Here is an 18,227-nt window from a genome sequence, read left to right as displayed (position 1 = left end):
ACTTTCGGGCAAGGTTGAGCAACATACTACTTTAGCAGTTTGCGCACATGATTCGCCTCTAAGGATTCCGCATGCCGCTACCGTTCAGCCCCGCCTCATCGCGTCGCATTGCCTATCTTCTTCTCGCCACGACCACGTTGACCGCCGCCGCCCCGGCCCTTGCCGCGGACGGTGTTTTCGACGAAATGCGCTTCGGCGTGACGACGTCGATCGCCGCCGGCGACAAGCAGGAAGACGGGGTCTTCCCGTCGTTCACCGTGTACTTCGACCCGTTCGACGCCGATGGGGCGACCGACCTCGGCGGAAAACTGCTGCGCCCACGGGTCTATACCGGCGCGGCGGTTGCGACGTCGTCTAACGGGGTCAATCAGGCCTATGGCGGTTTGAGCTGGACCTTCGACATGACCCAGCGCCTCTTCGTCGAGTTCGGCGCCGGCGGCACGATTCATGACGGCGACCTCGATGAACCCAATGGTTCCGGTCCCCAACTCGGCTGCCGCGTCCTCTTCCGCGAATACGCCGCTGCCGGCGTCCGCCTCGACGAGCACTGGAACGTCTCGGCGACCGTGGAACATGCTTCGCATGCCAATCTGTGCGACGGTCCGAACAACGGCCTGACACGCGCCGGCCTTGCGCTCGGCTACAAGTTCTGACGCTGGTCGCCGCACTGCCTTCTGCAAAGCTTATACGGGCGTCAACCGCTGTTGATCGCCCGTATTTTTCTGTCGCGCCGCGCCGCAGCATAGGCTAAAGAAGCCGCAAAGCGCTCCCTGTGTCTGTTGCGGTTCGCACGCGCCATATTCCTCTTAAGTGGATTGCGCGCCGCCCGAAGGATTTGACGGTCGACGATGACGATTTCGAACACCCGCCCCATCACCCCGGACCTCATCGCATCGCACGGGCTGAAGCCCGACGAATACGAGCGCATCCTGAGCCTGATCGGGCGCGAGCCGACTTTCACCGAGCTCGGCATCTTTTCGGCGATGTGGAACGAGCACTGCTCCTACAAGTCCTCGAAGAAGTGGCTGCGCACGCTGCCGACCAAGGGCCCGCGCGTCATCCAGGGGCCGGGCGAAAACGCCGGTGTGGTGGATATCGATGATGGCGACTGCGTCGTCTTCAAGATGGAGAGCCATAACCACCCCTCTTACATCGAGCCCTACCAGGGCGCGGCGACCGGCGTCGGCGGCATCCTGCGCGACGTCTTCACCATGGGCGCCCGTCCGGTTGCTGCCATGAACGCGCTGCGCTTCGGCGCGCCGGATCATCCGAAGACCCGCCACCTCGTTTCCGGCGTCGTTGCCGGTGTCGGCGGCTACGGCAATTCCTTCGGTGTTCCGACCGTCGGCGGCGAAGTCGAGTTCGATGCCCGCTACAACGGCAACATCCTCGTCAACGCCTTTGCTGCCGGTCTCGCCAAGAGCGATGCGATCTTCTACTCCAAGGCCGAAGGCGTCGGCTTGCCCGTCGTCTATCTCGGCGCCAAGACCGGCCGCGATGGCGTCGGCGGCGCGACCATGGCCTCGGCCGAGTTCGACGAGTCGATCGAAGAGAAGCGCCCGACCGTGCAGGTCGGCGATCCCTTCACCGAAAAATGCCTGCTGGAAGCCTGCCTCGAGCTGATGCAGACCGGCGCCGTCATCGCCATCCAGGACATGGGTGCGGCCGGCCTCACCTGCTCGGCCGTCGAAATGGGCGCCAAGGGCGACCTCGGCATCGAGCTCAACCTTGATAGCGTTCCCGTTCGCGAAGAACGCATGACCGCTTACGAGATGATGCTGTCGGAAAGCCAGGAGCGCATGCTCATGGTGTTGGAGCCCGCCAAGGAAGAAGTCGCCAAGGCGATCTTCGTCAAGTGGGGCCTCGATTTCGCGATCGTCGGCAAGACCACGGACGACCTGCGCTTCCGCATCCTGCACCAGGGCGAAGAAGTCGCGAACCTGCCGATCAAGGAACTGGGCGACGAAGCGCCGGAATATGATCGTCCCTGGACCCCTGCCAAGACCTCGACTCCGCTGGCAACCAACGACATCCCGGCTGCTGACGTCGCCGACGCACTCGTGAAGCTCGTCGGTTCGGCCAACAACTCCTCGCGCCGCTGGGTCTACGAACAGTACGACACCCTGATCCAGGGCAACTCGCTGCAGCTTCCGGGCGGTGACGCTGGCGTCGTGCGCGTCGAGGGTCACGTCTCCAAGGCGCTGGCCTTCTCCTCCGACGTAACGCCGCGTTACGTCGAAGCCGATCCGTTCGAAGGCGGCAAGCAGGCGGTCGCCGAATGCTGGCGCAACCTGACGGCAACCGGCGCGCTGCCGCTGGCAGCCACCGACAACCTCAACTTCGGCAACCCGGAACGCCCGGAAATCATGAGCCAGCTGGTCCATGCCATCAAGGGCATCGGCGAAGCATGCACCGCGCTCGACTTTCCGATCGTTTCCGGCAACGTCTCGCTCTACAACGAGACCAATGGCCAAGGGATCCTGCCGACCCCAACGATCGGCGGCGTTGGCCTGATCAAGGACTGGTCGAAGATGGCGCGCATCCGCTTTGCTGCGGAAGGCGAAACGATCCTGCTTGCCGGTGCACCTGTTGGCCTGGGCACCCACATCGCCCAGTCGGTCTACATGCGAGACGTTCACGGCCGCACCGACGGTCCGGCGCCGCATGTCGATCTGGCGCATGAACGCAAGGTGGGCGATTTCGTCCGCGGCCTCATCGTCGATGGCCTCGTGACGGCCGTTCACGATTGCTCGTCGGGTGGCCTGGCGCTTGCGGTCGCCGAAATGGCGATGGCCTCGGGCATTGGCGCCACGGTTGATGCCGTCGCCGGTCACGACCCGATCGCGACCTTCTATGGCGAAGATCAGGGCCGCTACGTCGTAACTGTTGCCGCTGGCGCACTCGACGCGGTTACCGCCCGCGCTAAGGCCGCAGGCGTTGCCCTGCCCGTCATCGGCAAGACCGCTGGCGATGCCGTCAAGCTCGGCGATGCCAGGGCGGTTTCGGTCGCTGAGCTGCGCTCGACCCACGAAGGCTGGTTCCCGGAATTCATGCAGGGCGATCTCGCTCCCGAGAACTGAGAAACGACGACGGGAGCCGCTGATCGGCGGCTCCCGTCTGGCTCTTCGCATGCCTCGAAAGGTGTCATCTGGGGACGCGATCAAGCGTGATCATCTGATCGTACCGGCGCCAGCAACTGGCCGCCCTCACCCAATTCAGCAATTGCGTTCCGCCCCTGAATCGTGGTTCCCTAATTTCATGGATGGCGTCGGCAGGCTGCTGACGTTGCAGAATAAAAAGGGAGTTGGCGTATCATGCCCATGACACCAGGCGACATCGAAGACATGATCAAGGCAGGGATTCCCGGTGCCAAGGTCACGATCCGCGATCTGGCCGGTGACGGCGACCACTATGCCGCCGAAGTCGTGGCCGAGGCGTTTCGTGGCAAGACCCGCGTGCAGCAGCACCAGATGGTCTACAACGCACTCAAGGGCAACATGGGCGGTGTTCTACACGCCCTCGCCCTGCAGACGAGCGCGCCGGAGTAAGCCGGAATGGCTGACCTGATCAAGGAACTCGTCAGCGGCGTCGTTGACAGTGCATTGAAGGAAATCCTCAAGAAGACCGGCGTCAAGCGAACCTCGACCAAGCGGACAAAGCGCCGGACGCGGACGACTTCGTCCGGCGGCGGCATCCTCGCGGATATCCTCGAAGCGGCCATTCGCAAGCCGGCCAAGAAGCAGGTCAGCCGTCGCAAAACGGCTGCGGCGCGCAGCAAGACCCGGCGCCGCACCGCTTGACTGCATGTTTCCTTAACTCGTCGCGGATTTATGGACGAAAACATGCAGAAAATCAAAGTGCTACAGCGACCTTTGCGCGCCTGAGAAGACGCGCGGCGCTGTAGTGGTAATAAAACCACATCTTGAGGCCCATCAATATTTGTTGCGATTGGGTGGTGAAAATCACCAATATGCATGCTATCTAGAACCCAATCGATATCCGGCCCTTGAAGCCGGCGCAGGAAGGAAGACGAGATGAGCGGAATTCACGAATTCATCGACAACGAAGTCAAGACAAACGATGTGGTGCTCTTCATGAAGGGTACGCCGCAGTTCCCGCAGTGCGGCTTCTCCGGTCAGGTTGTCCAGATTCTCGACTACATCGGTGTCGACTACAAGGGCGTCAACGTGCTCGCCGATGCTGACCTGCGCCAGGGCATCAAGGATTACTCCAACTGGCCGACGATCCCGCAGCTCTACGTCAAGGGCGAATTCGTCGGCGGTTGCGACATCGTGCGTGAAATGTTCCAGGCCGGAGAACTGCAGTCTCACCTTGAGGCGCAGGGCGTTGCCGTCAAGGGCGCCGCCGCCTGATCTAAGGACGCCTCGTCCCGATCTTTCGGAGAAGGCGGGCAACCGCCTTTTTTGATTCTGGCCGTAATTCCGCATCGCCTAATTTTCGTTGTCCTTCAGAAGGACTTGCGCGTGCGATTCGCGCAGGTGCCGCCAAGATACGTTCAGAGCGTGCTTCCTTCGGGGAGCGAAGCGGATGTCCGGCCTGTCATGAATCGGTTGCGATCGTTCGGCATAAGCTGCCTGTAGAGGGTCTCGCCTCGCCCCTTGGCGCCCGGAAAGTCCGGTCCCTGCCGCTCGACGCTTCCTACGCTTCATGCCGGCCCGGTCCATGCGGTTGGTTTCCAATCGCCCCGGCTGCCCCCGCTCAATTTCGATATGTCTGCTGGCATGGCGTCAGCCGACACCCTTCTTTTCCGGATTTGCTCCGGACCAACCTGTTTCGCTTGCGCCCGGTGCGCCGCTAGGACTTTTTGCAAATGACCAGCACGACCAACGAAGACGCCCGGCCCGGGGTCACGAAATTCCAGTTCATCGCGCTGATGGCCATGCTGATGGCAACCAACGCCATCTCGATTGACATCATGTTGCCAGGTCTGCAGCAGATCGGAGCCAGCCTCGGCGTCGCCTCTGAAAATGAGCGGCAGTACATCATCACCGCCTATCTGCTCGGCATGGGGGTGGCACAGCTGTTCTTCGGCCCGCTTTCGGATCGCTTCGGGCGTAAGCCACCGCTGATTGCCGGCCTTGCCCTCTATGCGCTCTGCGCGCTGGCGATCGCGATCGTACCGAGCTTCGGCCTCATGCTGGCGCTGCGCTTCGTGCAGGGCGCCGGTGCTGCGGCGACGCGCGTCATCACCATCTCGATCGTCCGCGACGTCTATGGCGGCCGACAGATGGCTGAGGTCATGTCTCTGGTCATGATGGTGTTCATGATCGTGCCAGTTGTGGCGCCTTCGATCGGCCAGCTCATCATCAGCCTTGCCGATTGGCACATGATCTTTGTCGTCGTCGCACTCTATGCCGTGATGAACATTGCAATCGTCGTGTCGAAACTCGGAGAGACGCTCGATCCGGCCCATCGCCGCGCCTTCACGCCGGCGGTCATCCTCAGCGGTTTCCGCATCGTGCTCACGAACCGGGTGTCGCTGCTTTACACGCTCGCGACCTCGGTGATCCTTGGTGCACTGTTCGGCTTCATCAACTCGGCGCAGCAGGTGCTCGTCGGCGTCTACGACCTCGGCGTGTGGTTTCCGCTTGTCTTCGCCGCCTTTGCCAGTATGATGGCGGTCGCTTCCTTCACCAATTCCCGCCTCGTCCGCCGCTTCGGCATGCGGCCGCTATCCCATGCGGCACTCATCGGCTTCACGCTGGCGAGCTTCGTCTGGATGTCGGCCTCGCTCTATGCGCCGCTGCCCTTCCCGGTCTTCGTGGTCCTCTACTGCGCCACGATGTTCCAGTTCGGGCTGATCGCGCCGAACTTCAACGCCATGGCCATGGAGCCGCTTGGCCACGTTGCCGGTACAGCGTCGTCCGTACTCGGCTTCATGCAGACGATCGGCGGCAGCGTGATCGGAGCCTTCATCGGCCAGTCCTTCGACGGCACAGCCACGCCGCTCGCCACTGGCTACTTCACTGTCGCCGCAATCGGTCTCGTTTTCGTTCTGATTGCCGAACGCGGCAAGCTCTTCAAACCGCACCATCAGCCGGCCGGTTGATCCCAGAACCGGCCAGTCCTCATTTTTGAAGAATTTACGGGCTCACCCAATGACCACCATCACCAATCAATCCGAACATATCGACGGGGTTTCCGGGGCTCAGCGCCTCAACATGGGCATCGTCGAGTTCATCATCACCATCGCCGTCATGACGGCGAGTGTCGCCATCGCCATCGACAGCATGTTGCCGGCGTTGCCGGCGATCGGCCAGTCTCTGAACGTCGCCAACACCAATGATAGCCAGTTGGTGATCGGCGTCTTCTTCCTCGGCTTCGGCATTTCGCAGATCTTCTTCGGCAGCCTCTCCGATGCCTTCGGCCGACGCCGCGTGCTGCTCGGCGGCCTCGCCTTCTTTACCGTGTCGATGTTCGCCGCCGCTCTCACCCAGAGCTTCGAGACGCTGCTCATCCTGCGTTTCATTCAGGGCATCGGCGCGGCCGCGATCCGCATCACCACCATGGCGATAGTGCGCGATTGCTTCGGCGGCCGCGAGATGGCGCGCGTCATGTCCTATGTCATGATCGTCTTCATGATCGTTCCGATCGTTGCACCCTCGATCGGCCAGCTCGTGATCCTTTATGCCAACTGGCACTGGATCTTCATCCTGATCGGCGTCATCGGCGCGATCCTGTTCGTCTGGGCCTTTTCCCGCATGAAGGAGTCCCTGCCGCGCGAGGAGCGCATGCCGCTCTCCGTCGGGGCGGTTGCCTCGGGCTTCAAGACCGTTCTCACCAACCGCATCACCTGCGGCTACATGATCGGCATGACGCTCTTCACCGCGGTCATCTGCGCCTACATCGTCACGGTTCAGCAGATCTTCGGCGAGGTCTATGGCCTCGGTGACTGGCTGCCGATCGCCTTTGCCGGCACGGCCGGCGGCATCGCGGTCGCGAACTTCGCCAACAGCTTCTTCGTCCGCAGCTTCGGCATGCGCCGGATCTCGCACGTCTCGATGATCCTGTTCACGCTGCTTTCGGTCGTCGGCTTCGTGATGTCGCTCTCCGGCACGCCGGCCTTCGTCGTCAGCTACCTGATGTTCTCGGTGCTCCTGATGTTCTTTGCGGTGATCGCGACGAACTTCACCGCGATCAGCCTTGAGCCGATGGGGCACCTTGCCGGCACGGCGACGGCGATCACCGGCTTTGTCTCGACCACCGGTGGCGCCTTGATCGGCGGCACCGTCGGCCAGCTCTTCAACGGTACGCTGCAGCCGCTCTTTGGCGGCTTTGCCCTCTTCGGCATTCTGACGGTTCTGGCGACGCTCTGGGCCGAGAAGGGGAAGCTCTTCACCCATCCTGGCGACAAGGACGTCACCATGGATCACGGTGGCGGCCATATGTGATTGGCAGCCGCATGGCAAAAACAAAACCCGCCCGGAGCGATCCGGGCGGGCTTTTCATTTGCAGTCGGCTTCAAACGGCTTAGACCGTGAAGACCTCGCGGCGAAGCGTCTCCCAGCTCTCCTTGTCGGTCGCGAGCAGCAGGCCGCCGTTGAGATGGGCAGGCAGATAGGGCGAACCGTCGAAGCGGGCCGCATAGGCACCGGCTTCCTGCGAAATCAGCGTTCCCGCCAAGTGATCCCAGGGCATCAACTTCTGGTACATCAGGAAGTGCAGATGCCCAGCCGCGAAGATGCGATACTCGTGCGCCGCACAGCGGTAGCTGGTGGCCATACGCACCTTGGCCATATTGGCCATGACTTCGCGCCGTGCTTCCTGCTGGTAAAAGCCAGTCGAGGCACCGCCGACCATGGTTTCCAGCGGCACGCCCGCCGTCACCGACATACGCTCCTGCGAGCCGTCAGGGCGGCACATCCAGGCGCCCGAGCCCTTCTCCGCGATCACCCAGTCGTTGCCGAGCGGATCGTAGATGATGCCAGCGACCGTCTCACCCTTGGAGACCACGCTCGCCATCACGCCGAAGAGCGGCAGGCCAGCGGCGAAGTTGAAGGTGCCGTCGATCGGGTCGACGACGACGGCGAGATCGGTCTCGTTGAGCTTGTCGAGAAGGGTCGGATCGGCTGCTACCGATTCTTCGCCGACGAACAGAGCGCCCGGTGCCACCTCTTCGATACGTGACTTGATCAGCCGTTCGGCCGCCTCGTCGCCTTCGGTCACGAGATCGATCGCTTCGGACTTCATCCGGACATCGCCTGCATCAAGATTGCGGAACCGCGGCAGGATCTCTTTGACCGCCGCTTCCTGCAGGAGGTTGGCAAGGCCGGCGATGTCAACGGAATGGCTCATTCTTTGGGCTCCGGTGTGAGGGACAGGAAATCGAACAGCTTGGGATCGAGCAGATGCGACGGGTTCACGTGACCGAGCGCGCGCAGCATCGTGTCCTTGCGGCCGGGCATGCGCCGCTCGATATCGGCCAGCATCGCCTTCATCGCATTGCGCTCGAGACCATCCTGCGAGCCGCAGAGGTCGCAGGGGATGATCGGAAACTCCATCGCGGAGGCAAACTTGGCGAGATCGTCCTCGGCCGCATAGGCGAGCGGGCGAAGCAACATCAGATCGCCTTCATCGTTCAGCAGCTTCGCCGGCATCGAGGCGAGCCTTCCGCCATGGAAGAAGTTCATGAAGAAGGTTTCGAGGATGTCTTCTCGGTGGTGGCCGAGCACCAGCGCGTCACACCCCTCTTCGCGCGCGATGCGATAGAGGTTGCCGCGGCGCAGCCGCGAACAGAGCGAACAGTAGGTCGCCCCCGTCGGCACCTTTTCCTTCACGATCGAATAGGTGTCGCGATACTCGATGCGATGCTTGACGCCGATCGATGCAAGGTATTCCGGCAGGATGTGCTTCGGGAAGTTCGGCTGGCCCTGGTCGAGATTGCAGGCGATGAGCTCCACCGGCAAGAGCCCGCGCCATTGCAGGTCCATCAAGAGCGCAAGCAGGCTGTAGCTGTCCTTGCCGCCGGAAAGGCCGATCAGCCAGCGCTTCGCGCCCTTCAGCATACCGAAGTCGTCGAGCGCCTGGCGGGTCTGGCGCAGAAGGCGCTTGCGCAGCTTGTTGAACGAGACGGAGGACGGCATGCGGCTGAACAGCGGATGCGTGCCGGCGTCGATCTCGCCCTCATCGAAAGTGATTTCGGCCTGGTCTTGCGACACGTTAAGCGAAAGGTCCATGGCGGGGATCCTGTGCGGTAGGCACGGGCGCAACCCGCGCCCGGCAAATCTTGGCCTGCACTTGCCCGCTCCGGCCGTCAAGATCAAGGGAAATCGGCCGGATTGTGCTGGTTGCGATGCCGCAGAAGGTCCTAGGACCCGAAGACCGACCAGCCGGTGCGCGCTGCCAGCATCTCAAGCGCCAGCGAGCCGAGCAGCGAGTTGCCGTTTTCGTTGAGACCAGGAGACCAGACGGCAACCGACGCCCTGCCCGGCGCCACCGCCAGAATTCCGCCACCCACGCCGCTCTTGCCCGGCAGGCCAACGCGGTAGGCGAAATCGCCCGAGCCGTCATAGTGGCCGCAGGTCAGCATCAGCGCGTTGATGCGTCGCGCCCGCTGGCGCGAGACGACGTTATGGCCCGTCAGCGGATTGCTGCCGCCAGCGGCCAGAAACAGCCCGGCCTTGGCCAGCTGGCTGCAGGTCATCGCCAAGGCGCAATGGTGGAAATAGACGCCGAGTACATGCTCCACCGGATGGTCGAGCTTGCCGAAGGAGCGCATGAAATTGGCAAGGGCGAAGTTCCTGTAGCCGGTGGCCGTCTCCGAACGCGCAACTTCGTGGTCGATGACGATCTCGTCGTCGTCGGCAAGGTAACGGATGAACTGCACGATTTCGCCGATCAGTTCCCGCGGCGTATGGCCGGCGAGGATCAGGTCGCTGATGGTGATGGCGCCGGCATTGATAAAGGGATTGCGCGGCTTTCCGCCTTCCTGCTCCAACTGGACGATGGAGTTGAAGGCCGAGCCGGATGGCTCGCGGCCGACACGGTGCCAGATGTTTTCGCCGTGTTTGCCGAGTGCCAGCGTCAGTGTGAATACCTTGGAGACGCTCTGGATCGAAAACGGCACTTCGGCATCGCCGACCCGGTAGATCTTGCCGTCGGTGGTCACGATCGCCATGCCGAAATGTTTGGGATCGACGCGCGCGAGTTGCGGAATGTAGTCGGCGACCTTGCCCTGGCCGAACCTTGGGCTCAGCTCCCGGTGGATATCGTCGATAATCGCCTGCAGGTCCTGCGCAGCGTTCTGCTCGGGCATCGGCTTCCCTCTCACTCATCGCCTGTCGAAGGGATGAAATCGCGCCATGGACGGCAGCGCAAGGTAATCGCTACCGAAAAAAAACCGCCCGTTTCCGGGCGGTTTTCGATACGTCACAAGGCGTGAGCCCCGGATTAACGCGAATAGAATTCGACGACCAGGTGCGGTTCCATGACGACCGGGTACGGAACGTCAGAGAGGCCCGGAACGCGGACGAAGGTCGCAACCATCTTGTTGTGGTCGGCTTCGATGTAGTCCGGAACGTCACGCTCAGCGAGCGAAACCGATTCCAGAACGGTTACGAGCTGCTTGGACTTTTCCTTGACTTCGATAACGTCGCCCGGCTTGCAACGGTAGGAACCGATGTTGACGCGGACGCCGTTGACCTTGACGTGGCCGTGGTTGACGAACTGACGGGCTGCGAAGACCGTCGGAACGAACTTGGCGCGGTAGACGATCGCGTCGAGACGCGACTCGAGCAGGCCGATCAGGTTTTCCGGGGTGTCGCCCTTGCGGCGGGAAGCTTCAGCGAAGATCGCGCGGAACTGCTTCTCGCGGATGTCGCCGTAGTAGCCCTTGAGCTTCTGCTTGGCGCGCAGCTGTACACCGAAGTCCGAGAGCTTGGACTTGCGGCGCTGGCCGTGCTGGCCCGGACCGTATTCGCGGCGGTTTACCGGGGACTTCGGACGGCCCCAGATGTTTTCGCCCATACGGCGGTCAATTTTGTACTTGGACGATTCGCGCTTGCTCATCGCATTTCCTTTCAAACAGTTACACCGGTCTGTTTCCAAACCGGATCAAGGAAACACGCCCTCCTCTGAACCCATTTTCGGGATTCTGACAGGTTTCTCACGATCACGCTGACGGAGAAGCCACGGGACATGTCAAATGAAACACCGGACATTTCTGCCCGGCGTTGGGGCGGCTTTAGTGCGTCCGGCCCCTATTGTCAACGAAATTGTGACAAACCGGCATCCGTTCAAGCCGGATCAACGGCTTCGGCCCGTTCCAGCGAGACGAGCAGTTTCCTGAGGAGCGCCGCCAATGCGGCGCGATCCTCCTTGCTCAGCCCTTCGAGGTACTGCGCCTCGCTGGTCATATCCGCGCGAATCGCCGTTTCCGCAAGCGCTATTCCTTTCTCGGTCAGTCCGACGACGCTGCTTCGGCCATCGGAGGCCGAGCGCTCGCGCACGATTAGCCCAGCCTTTTGCAGTCGATCGAGCCGGTGCGTGAGCCCGCCCGACGAGATCATCAGCAATGTATAAAGGTCGGTCGGCGTCAGGCGATAAGGCGAACCTGAACGCCTAAGCGTCGAGATCACATCGAACTCGCCGCGGTCGAGGCCGAAGGAGGCGAACGTCTCCTCGATCGACGGGCGCACAAGGTTGGAAAGGCGGTAGGCGCGCCCAAGGATGGTCATCGGCTCGGTATTGAGGTCGGGCAGTTCTGCCGCCCACTGCGCCTGCAGCCGGTCGACGTGATCCCTCGCCTCGTTCTCATTCTGCATTGCTCACCTCATTTCATCAATATATCTTGACGAGAAGATAGTCTCGGATAATATCTTCTCGTGAAGATAATTCATCCGCAACGGGAAGCCAACCCGACCGGAGATGGAGGCCAGCATGTTTCATGTCATTCCGCGTGCAGAGCAGAAGCAGAGCCCCAACCGAACCATCCTGTTTGAAGGCGGGCAATACGGCACGCCCATCTCGCTGTTCCTGATGGATGCAGCGCCCGGCCAGGGGCCTGCCCTTCACGTCCATCCCTATCCGGAGACCTGGATCGTGCATTCCGGCGAAGCGGAGTTCACTGTCGGTGAGCAAAAGATCATGGGCAAGGCCGGCGACATCATCGTCGTCGATCCCGAGACGCCGCACCGTTTCGTCAACACTGGCACCAGCCGGCTGCAGATGACTTGCATCCACGCGTCGGATCGGGTGGTTCAGACCTGGCTCTAGCATTCGTGCGCTTTTGGCTGTGACAGTAGCCCAAAGGCGCGGGAATCGGGAATGGAGGCGGCTTACTCGGCCGCCGTGGCCGTCGTGTTGCCCATATCCGGTCCGTTCGCATCCCCCGGCGCGGTTTCGCTGCCAAGGTCCGGAAAGGCGACGATGCGCTTACCGGAGAAGTCCGCATGGATGACGATCAGCCCATGCTCCTCGAAATATCCAAGCAGTCGGCGCGCACGGCGCGCGGAATGCGTGCCGTAGGCGCGCGCAATCATCGCGTCTGAAGGACACGGCAGGCGGCGGACAGCGGCCTGCGCCATCATCAGGAACACGGCTTGCAGATCCTCGGTCACACGATCGGCAAGCAGCAAGGCCTGCGCCCAGGTCTCGGTCGCCGCCGTCTCGGCGTCGACACCGGAACGGGCAACCGCCATCTTGCGGCGGAAGGCACTGAGGGAAAGTGCTGCACCTGACGGCAGGCGGCGAATGCGGCAACGCACCAGGAAGTCCTGGAACAGTTCTGCATCGGGACGGAAGGCCGCCTCCGGATTGGTGAGGATTTCCGCGAAGACGCTGTCGAGCAGGCTTTCTTTCTCGTCAGCGGTCATCTCCGGCTGAACCGGCCTCGCCTCGATTGGCGCTGCTGCTTCCGGCCGCGGGCGTGATAGTTCGGCGAGGATGTCCGTTGTCGGGCGCGGCGGCGCGACCGCGCGGCGCATGATCGGCCGGGTCAACTCGTCCGGGTCCGGCGTGAAGATTAAATCCTCGACGTCCTGCGGCGCCTCCGGCAGCGGCATGAGCTTCGGGCTCGTCGAACGGGCCGATGTCTCGACCGTGCCGATCGTCACCTTCAGCGGTCTGCGCGACAGCGCCGGGCCGAGTGCGACGAAGGAGCCGCGCTTCAGGTCACGGAACATTTCCGCCGTGCGCCGGTCCATGCCGAGCAGATCGGCCGCACGCAGCATGTCGATGTCGAGGAAGGTACGACCCATCAGGAAGTTGGAGGCTTCGGCCGCCACGTTCTTGGCAAGTTTCGCCAGACGCTGCGTGGCAATCACGCCGGCAAGTCCGCGCTTGCGGCCGCGGCACATCAGGTTGGTCATGGCGCCGAGCGAAATCTTGCGCACCTCTTCGGTGACGTCGCCGGCAACGGACGGCGCAAACATCTGTGCTTCGTCGACCACGACGAGCACCGGATACCAGAACTCGCGGTCGGCATCGAACATGGCGTTGAGGAACACGCCGGCATTGCGCATCTGCTGCTCGATATCGAGCCCTTCGAGCGAGAGCACGCAAGAAACGCGATGCTGGCGAATGCGGTTGGCGATGCCAATCAGCTCCGCATCGGTCCGCTCGCCCTCGACGACGACATGGCCGAACTTGTCGGCGAGCGTGACGAAATCGCCCTCGGGATCGATGATGCATTGCTGCACCCAAGGCGCCGATTGCTCCAACAGCCGACGCAACAGGTGCGACTTGCCCGAACCGGAATTGCCCTGCACCAGAAGACGGGTGGCCAGAAGCTCCTCGATATCGAGCGAGGCCGATGTCCCTTCGGACGTCGCTCCCATGTCGATGCCGACCTTCATTTCCACCTCTTGCTGAATTGATTCGCGCTCAAGCGCAGACCGCCGAGCCGGCGACACCTAGCACGCTTTTGCCGGAGTGCGTGCCTCCGACACAGAAAACCCACAGGGAATACACGCCGGAAAGTCACCCGGAAAGTACCGGATGCACAATCCGCTCGCCGCAAGATAAAGTTGAGATTGGCTGAGGATCGTACTTTTGCGAGCAAAGACGAATGCCCATATCGGTTATGGTCGAAGCGTTTTGCCAGGGGCAGTGATGGAACACTACGAAACAGAACAGCAAATGGAGATGTACAATCTCGATCAGCGCATGCGCGACGCTTACAAGGATGGGCAACGCATCACGTCAAGAGATGAAGCCGCACGCGTCAGCCGTACGCACTTCCGGACCGCCTGCGTGCTGGCTGCATTGATCGGAATTTCGCTGGCGATCTTCTTCTAGCCGATCGACTCAGTCCGTCCCACCCGGTGCTCGACGGTCGCGTCGGGCGTTACCGTCAGGCCGAATCCCTGCATCAGCCGCCGGGTCGCATAATCTGGCTTGCCGGAGGTAAAAATTGCCGGATCCTGGCCATTCAGCGGCTCGAAGCCGTTCGGCAGCGGCACGAGCGAACGCGCCCGCCGGGCAATCGCTTCCGCCGGATCCAGCCAGTCGACAGGCCATGGCGCGAGCTTTCGGAAGACATTGGCCATGAAGGGATAGTGCGTACAGGCCAGCACGACGATATCGGTCTTCCTGCCGTCCATCTCGACGAAACACGGGGCGATTTCGGCAAGGACCGTCTCATCGTCCAGCTTCTCGCCACGAATATAGGCCTCCGCCATCTTGGCGAGGTTCTCCGAGCCGACGAGGCGCACGTGACACTGGCTGGCGAAGGACTGGATGAGATCACGCGTATAGGCGCGCTTGACGGTGCCCGGCGTCGCCAGAACAGACACAAGACCGGAACGTGTGCGCTCGGCTGCCGGCTTGATCGCCGGAACTGTGCCGACGAAGGTCATCTGAGGATAGGCGGCGCGAAGGTCGGCGCCGACAAGCGTAAAGGCGGTGTTGCAGGCGATCACGCAGATTTCCGGATCATGCTCGGAAAGCAGCCGGCCGAAGAGTTCGATCACCCGCGCCTTCAGCGCCGCCTCTTCCCAGCCACCATAGGGAAAGCCGGCGTCGTCGGCCACATAGATGAAATGCCGCTCGGGCATCAGCACCCTCGCCTCGCGCAGCACGGTCAAGCCACCGATGCCGCTGTCGAAGACGAGGATGGGTTTCAGTTCACTCGCTGTCACCTTTGTCTCGCGCTTTCCTGCTGTGCTCGCCCCTGCTGTAATCACCCGGAGCACCGGAGCCCCGCGGGTTTTCCCGCGTGAACCGGTCGAGCGAAGAAATGACGCCGCGCAGCACCTGGATTTCGGATTCGGTAAAGGATGGTCTGGTCAGAACAGCGCGCAGGTTTTCGACCAATTTCGGCTTTTTGTCGGCGGAGCGGAAATAGTTGCGCGCATCGAGCGCTTCCTCGACATGTTCGAACAGTCCCTGCAGGTGCTCCTTGGTGGCCGGCCGCTGCTCGATCGCCTGGAAGGAGGTCTGGTCCTCGGATTCCATGCCGGTCTTCAGCCACTCGTAGGACATCAGGAGCACGGCCTGGGCGAGGTTGAGCGACGCGAAGGCCGGATTGACCGGAAACGTCACGATCTCGTCGGCAAGCGCCACTTCCTCGTTGGTAAGTCCGGTGCGCTCGCGCCCGAACAGGATGCCCGTCTTCTCACCGCCTTGAAAACGCTGGCGCAGCGTGCGCGCGGCAACGATCGGCGAACGCACCGGCTTGTAGCCGTCGCGGTCGCGGGCCGTCGTCGCATAGACGAAGTTGAGATCGGCGATCGCCTCTTCGACCGAACCATAGAGCTTGGCAGCGTCGATCACGTGGTCGGCGCGGCTTGCGGCAGAGCGCGCCTTTTCGCTCGGCCAGCCGTCGCGAGGATTGACGAGCCGAAGCTCTGCCAGGCCGAAATTCGCCATCGCTCGCGCAACCATGCCGATGTTTTCGCCGAGCTGCGGATAGGCGAGAATGATCGCCGGTCCTTCCACCAGAAGTTCGCGCTCGCTGTTCGTACCTGCCATTTTCCCGTGCCTTCGCCTGTCGTTCGGCGCTTCCCTTGCACAAATACCGCGGAAATTAAAGTCCACTACAAATGAAGCCGGTTGAGAGAGACCCCGATCATCTCGAGACCAAGCTCCGCATCGTCCTTCGAGATCGGCAGGTGCCGATCGACCGGCGCACCGATCCGCCCGACCTCGTAGAAATAGGCGGACGCCTTGTCGCGCACCGACCGAACGAGTTCGAGATTGGCGTCGATGTCCTCTTTGAAATCGGTCCCCTCCAGCTCCGCATCCGTGCCGACGCGTCGCGCGAAGACCCGTGCCCAATAGGTGCAGGCCATGAAGATTGCCAGCGCCTGGCGCACATGGCCGGGGCGCGTCACCAGCTGCCACGGAAGCCCAAGCGGTTTTGCCGCCGCCGCGAGCTCGCGATAGGCCCGGTCGAGCGCCTGAGAGCGGGCAACGAGAACCATGCCGGAGGTGCCGTCCCGCGCAGCCTGCAACAGGCCGATCAGTTCGTCGCACCAGGTCGCGACAGCTGCATCGAGCGTGGTGCGGGTGCGCGTCGGAAAAACCACGAAAGCGACGGCCGCACCGGCGATCGAGCCGATCATGGTTTCCTCGAGACGAAGCTGAAGGAGATGCGGCGTCAGCACGCCCATGAGGCTGTAGACCAGCGACAGCACGACGGAAATGAAGAAGGTCATCGTCGCGTAGGAAACGGCGAGGAAATAGAAGGCGAGAAAGACGCAGAGCGCGCTGAGCGGCAGCACGAGATAGATGTTGCCGCCAACCAGCGTGCCGACGACGATGCCGACCACGATACCGAAGAGCGTGCCTGCCGAGCGCTGCAGCGCTTTGACGGCCGTGTCGCCACGCGAGCGGGTGTTGGTGAAGACCAGAAACGCCGCGAGCACCGCCCAGAACCAGCGCTCGCGTGACAGCATCAGCCCGAAGACCATGGCGATGCCGGAAGCAAGCGTGATCTGGATCGCTGCCTTCAGCGCCGGGTCGGCAAGCGACGGCTTCCAGCGGCTTGGTCCGCCACTCATGTGTGCCTGCGGCTCTTCGAGGTCGGTCGGCGTCAGCTTTGCAAGGCTGCGGGCAAGCCTCTGCCTGACATTGCGAAGCCAGAGCAGCGCCTTCACCGTTTCCGCGCGGCGTGGTGCGGCATCGCCAAGCCGCGCGATCTCCTCGTCGATCCGCTCGCCGTCCCGCGCCAGCATCGCCTCGACCAGTGCTGGCGGCGGCATCGACTGGAAACTCACCACGATCACGCTTTCGGCCGCGAGATGCAGGTCGAAAAGATTGACGACGACATCGGCCGAGGCGAGGCCCGGCTCCGGTTCCGGCCGCCGGTTCTCGGTCGGAATGAAGCTTTCGGCCATCAGCACCGCTTCCTTCAGCCGTTCTTCCGTCGTGTGCAGCCGGCGGCGGTCGACCTCGGAAAGAACCGGCTTGCGGGCGATTTCCGCCAGTTGCAGCAGCATCTGGTCGACGCGGCGCTGCACGCTGGCCGTCGCCCGCAACAGGTCTTGGTAGCGATCATCCGGCAGCAGCCGTGTGCGAACGAGATGCGCGACCGTGGCTGACACCGCCGCGCCGAAGAACAGCGCCGGCAGCTGATCGAGCGTCGGCCGCAGATAGGCGCCGGTGAAATAGGACATGAACGCGAACATGCCGACGGCAAAGCCGCGCGGCCCGAAGGATCGGCCATAGACGGCGAGAAAGATGATCAGCAGGAAAACGCCATCAGATGCGTAGCGATGAGTCTCGAGAACCGATGCAAGCCCGACCATCGAAACACCGACGAGAACGGCGATGATGCGGGTCAGGCGCTGGCCTGCCACCGTCGTGTCGCGAACGGCGAGACCGCCTTCGATCGACAGCGACGCAGCGAGGCCGAAGGCGGCCGGCGGCAGCGGCGCCACGAGATAGTGAAACGCCATCAGGAGCAGAATGGAAACGACGATCGTCGCGGTGATGCGGGAGGCCTGCCGCAGGCGGGAGAAGGCCGGGTCGTTGGCAAGGAGCCAATCGCGCATACGGGAACGAAATGCCATCGGATGCCTTTGTCTGTCTGCGTTCGCCTCACGTGCGCGTCGCTTCGCGGGGGGTCTTCCTGCATAGCGGCAGGCGCGATCTTTGCAAGGCCGGCGCGCTGAAAGCCCAGCCGGAAAGGCGTGCCGAAGCCTTGTGCGACGCCAGTTTCAACCTCCGTCCAAAGTTTCAACCAAGCACGCTTTGCCTTGCCGGTTCTGAGTGCTATAGGGCACAGGATTTTTCAGAGAGGAAGGGACATCGCTCCCGCTGTCCCG

Annotated in this window: 18 protein-coding genes; 9 read left to right on the top strand and 9 right to left on the bottom strand. The window is 62.4% G+C overall.

The window, feature by feature from the left end; genetic code table 11:
• Positions 1 to 71 precede the first annotated feature (71 nt).
• From AC070A_RS32105 to AC070A_RS32075, 7 genes are all read left to right on the top strand, one after another.
• Positions 72 to 653 carry an acyloxyacyl hydrolase gene (locus AC070A_RS32105; protein ID WP_113737217.1) on the top strand — a complete coding sequence of 194 codons (582 nt, stop codon included), beginning with the start codon at positions 72 to 74 and terminating at the stop codon, positions 651 to 653.
• Between the two features lie 195 nt (positions 654 to 848).
• A complete protein-coding gene (gene purL, locus AC070A_RS32100; RefSeq protein ID WP_057248941.1) occupies positions 849 to 3,080 on the top strand; it encodes a phosphoribosylformylglycinamidine synthase subunit PurL in 2,232 nt (743 codons plus the stop codon).
• A gap of 234 nt (positions 3,081 to 3,314) precedes the next feature.
• Complete coding sequence (locus AC070A_RS32095; protein ID WP_057248940.1) at positions 3,315 to 3,548, top strand: BolA family protein; 234 nt, start codon at positions 3,315 to 3,317, stop codon at positions 3,546 to 3,548.
• Between the two features lie 6 nt (positions 3,549 to 3,554).
• Positions 3,555 to 3,800 carry a hypothetical protein gene (locus tag AC070A_RS32090; RefSeq protein ID WP_057248939.1) on the top strand — a complete coding sequence of 82 codons (246 nt, stop codon included), beginning with the start codon at positions 3,555 to 3,557 and terminating at the stop codon, positions 3,798 to 3,800.
• A gap of 234 nt (positions 3,801 to 4,034) precedes the next feature.
• Complete coding sequence (gene grxD / locus AC070A_RS32085) at positions 4,035 to 4,373, top strand: Grx4 family monothiol glutaredoxin (RefSeq protein WP_057248938.1); 339 nt, start codon at positions 4,035 to 4,037, stop codon at positions 4,371 to 4,373.
• A gap of 458 nt (positions 4,374 to 4,831) precedes the next feature.
• Positions 4,832 to 6,070 carry a multidrug effflux MFS transporter gene (locus tag AC070A_RS32080; RefSeq protein ID WP_057248937.1) on the top strand — a complete coding sequence of 413 codons (1,239 nt, stop codon included), beginning with the start codon at positions 4,832 to 4,834 and terminating at the stop codon, positions 6,068 to 6,070.
• A 49-nt stretch (positions 6,071 to 6,119) separates the two neighbouring features.
• On the top strand, positions 6,120 to 7,412 hold the full coding sequence (locus AC070A_RS32075) for a multidrug effflux MFS transporter (RefSeq protein ID WP_492384615.1): 1,293 nt from the start codon (positions 6,120 to 6,122) through the stop codon (positions 7,410 to 7,412).
• A 79-nt stretch (positions 7,413 to 7,491) separates the two neighbouring features.
• On the opposite strand, the gene AC070A_RS32070 is transcribed toward AC070A_RS32075, so the two are convergent.
• From AC070A_RS32070 to AC070A_RS32050, 5 genes are all read right to left on the bottom strand, one after another.
• Complete coding sequence (locus tag AC070A_RS32070) at positions 7,492 to 8,316, bottom strand: inositol monophosphatase family protein (RefSeq protein WP_057248935.1); 825 nt, start codon at positions 8,314 to 8,316, stop codon at positions 7,492 to 7,494.
• Complete coding sequence (gene ttcA / locus AC070A_RS32065) at positions 8,313 to 9,197, bottom strand: tRNA 2-thiocytidine(32) synthetase TtcA (RefSeq protein ID WP_113737218.1); 885 nt, start codon at positions 9,195 to 9,197, stop codon at positions 8,313 to 8,315. Before ttcA ends, AC070A_RS32070 begins: the two co-directional genes overlap by 4 nt.
• Before the next feature lie 131 nt (positions 9,198 to 9,328).
• On the bottom strand, positions 9,329 to 10,276 hold the full coding sequence (locus AC070A_RS32060) for a glutaminase (protein WP_057248933.1): 948 nt from the start codon (positions 10,274 to 10,276) through the stop codon (positions 9,329 to 9,331).
• Between the two features lie 134 nt (positions 10,277 to 10,410).
• On the bottom strand, positions 10,411 to 11,028 hold the full coding sequence (rpsD, locus tag AC070A_RS32055; protein WP_057248932.1) for a 30S ribosomal protein S4: 618 nt from the start codon (positions 11,026 to 11,028) through the stop codon (positions 10,411 to 10,413).
• A gap of 227 nt (positions 11,029 to 11,255) precedes the next feature.
• Positions 11,256 to 11,783, bottom strand: a complete 528-nt coding sequence (locus tag AC070A_RS32050; RefSeq protein WP_057248931.1) for a MarR family winged helix-turn-helix transcriptional regulator — start codon at positions 11,781 to 11,783, stop codon at positions 11,256 to 11,258.
• Positions 11,784 to 11,898: 115 nt separating this feature from the next.
• On the opposite strand from AC070A_RS32050, the gene AC070A_RS32045 reads away from it, so the two are divergent.
• Entirely contained in the window at positions 11,899 to 12,234 is a 336-nt protein-coding gene (locus AC070A_RS32045; protein ID WP_058328312.1) for a cupin domain-containing protein, read from the top strand.
• Between the two features lie 62 nt (positions 12,235 to 12,296).
• On the opposite strand, the gene AC070A_RS32040 is transcribed toward AC070A_RS32045, so the two are convergent.
• A complete protein-coding gene (locus tag AC070A_RS32040) occupies positions 12,297 to 13,814 on the bottom strand; it encodes a helicase HerA domain-containing protein (protein ID WP_058324118.1) in 1,518 nt (505 codons plus the stop codon).
• Positions 13,815 to 14,070: 256 nt separating this feature from the next.
• Between AC070A_RS32040 and AC070A_RS32035 the strand changes: the two genes are divergently transcribed.
• A complete protein-coding gene (locus AC070A_RS32035) occupies positions 14,071 to 14,256 on the top strand; it encodes a hypothetical protein (protein ID WP_162770953.1) in 186 nt (61 codons plus the stop codon).
• Here the strand turns inward: AC070A_RS32035 and murI are convergent.
• From murI to AC070A_RS32020, 3 genes are all read right to left on the bottom strand, one after another.
• Positions 14,253 to 15,098: a glutamate racemase gene (murI, locus tag AC070A_RS32030; RefSeq protein WP_113737220.1), complete on the bottom strand. Its 846-nt coding sequence runs from the start codon at positions 15,096 to 15,098 to the stop codon at positions 14,253 to 14,255. The genes AC070A_RS32035 and murI overlap by 4 nt on opposite strands.
• Complete coding sequence (locus tag AC070A_RS32025) at positions 15,085 to 15,930, bottom strand: RNA methyltransferase (protein WP_113737221.1); 846 nt, start codon at positions 15,928 to 15,930, stop codon at positions 15,085 to 15,087. The genes murI and AC070A_RS32025 overlap by 14 nt, the downstream gene beginning before the upstream one ends.
• 65 nt (positions 15,931 to 15,995) lie before the next feature.
• Positions 15,996 to 17,972 (bottom strand): FUSC family protein, encoded by a 1,977-nt coding sequence (locus AC070A_RS32020; RefSeq protein WP_492384616.1) that lies wholly within the window; start codon positions 17,970 to 17,972, stop codon positions 15,996 to 15,998.
• Positions 17,973 to 18,227: the final 255 nt, after the last annotated feature.

The organism is Ensifer sp. GW101-20A05, from assembly GCF_059424735.1.
Note: the sequence above shows the minus strand (reverse complement) of the source record. Positions and strands in the feature narration are given on the sequence as shown.

Bases quoted from the DNA above. Each gene is read 5' to 3' on its own strand.
- AC070A_RS32020 (WP_492384616.1), bottom strand. From the start codon at position 17,972: ATGGCATTTCGTTCCCGTATGCGCGATTGGCTCCTTGCCAACGACCCG.
- AC070A_RS32075 (WP_492384615.1), top strand. From the start codon at position 6,120: ATGACCACCATCACCAATCAATCCGAACATATCGACGGGGTTTCCGGG.
- AC070A_RS32105 (WP_113737217.1), top strand. From the start codon at position 72: ATGCCGCTACCGTTCAGCCCCGCCTCATCGCGTCGCATTGCCTATCTT.
- AC070A_RS32095 (WP_057248940.1), top strand. From the start codon at position 3,315: ATGCCCATGACACCAGGCGACATCGAAGACATGATCAAGGCAGGGATT.
- AC070A_RS32070 (WP_057248935.1), bottom strand. From the start codon at position 8,316: ATGAGCCATTCCGTTGACATCGCCGGCCTTGCCAACCTCCTGCAGGAA.
- AC070A_RS32025 (WP_113737221.1), bottom strand. From the start codon at position 15,930: ATGGCAGGTACGAACAGCGAGCGCGAACTTCTGGTGGAAGGACCGGCG.
- AC070A_RS32045 (WP_058328312.1), top strand. From the start codon at position 11,899: ATGTTTCATGTCATTCCGCGTGCAGAGCAGAAGCAGAGCCCCAACCGA.
- grxD (WP_057248938.1), top strand. From the start codon at position 4,035: ATGAGCGGAATTCACGAATTCATCGACAACGAAGTCAAGACAAACGAT.
- AC070A_RS32040 (WP_058324118.1), bottom strand. From the start codon at position 13,814: ATGAAGGTCGGCATCGACATGGGAGCGACGTCCGAAGGGACATCGGCC.
- AC070A_RS32090 (WP_057248939.1), top strand. From the start codon at position 3,555: ATGGCTGACCTGATCAAGGAACTCGTCAGCGGCGTCGTTGACAGTGCA.
- purL (WP_057248941.1), top strand. From the start codon at position 849: ATGACGATTTCGAACACCCGCCCCATCACCCCGGACCTCATCGCATCG.
- AC070A_RS32060 (WP_057248933.1), bottom strand. From the start codon at position 10,276: ATGCCCGAGCAGAACGCTGCGCAGGACCTGCAGGCGATTATCGACGAT.
- AC070A_RS32050 (WP_057248931.1), bottom strand. From the start codon at position 11,783: ATGCAGAATGAGAACGAGGCGAGGGATCACGTCGACCGGCTGCAGGCG.
- ttcA (WP_113737218.1), bottom strand. From the start codon at position 9,197: ATGGACCTTTCGCTTAACGTGTCGCAAGACCAGGCCGAAATCACTTTC.
- AC070A_RS32080 (WP_057248937.1), top strand. From the start codon at position 4,832: ATGACCAGCACGACCAACGAAGACGCCCGGCCCGGGGTCACGAAATTC.
- AC070A_RS32035 (WP_162770953.1), top strand. From the start codon at position 14,071: ATGGAACACTACGAAACAGAACAGCAAATGGAGATGTACAATCTCGAT.
- rpsD (WP_057248932.1), bottom strand. From the start codon at position 11,028: ATGAGCAAGCGCGAATCGTCCAAGTACAAAATTGACCGCCGTATGGGC.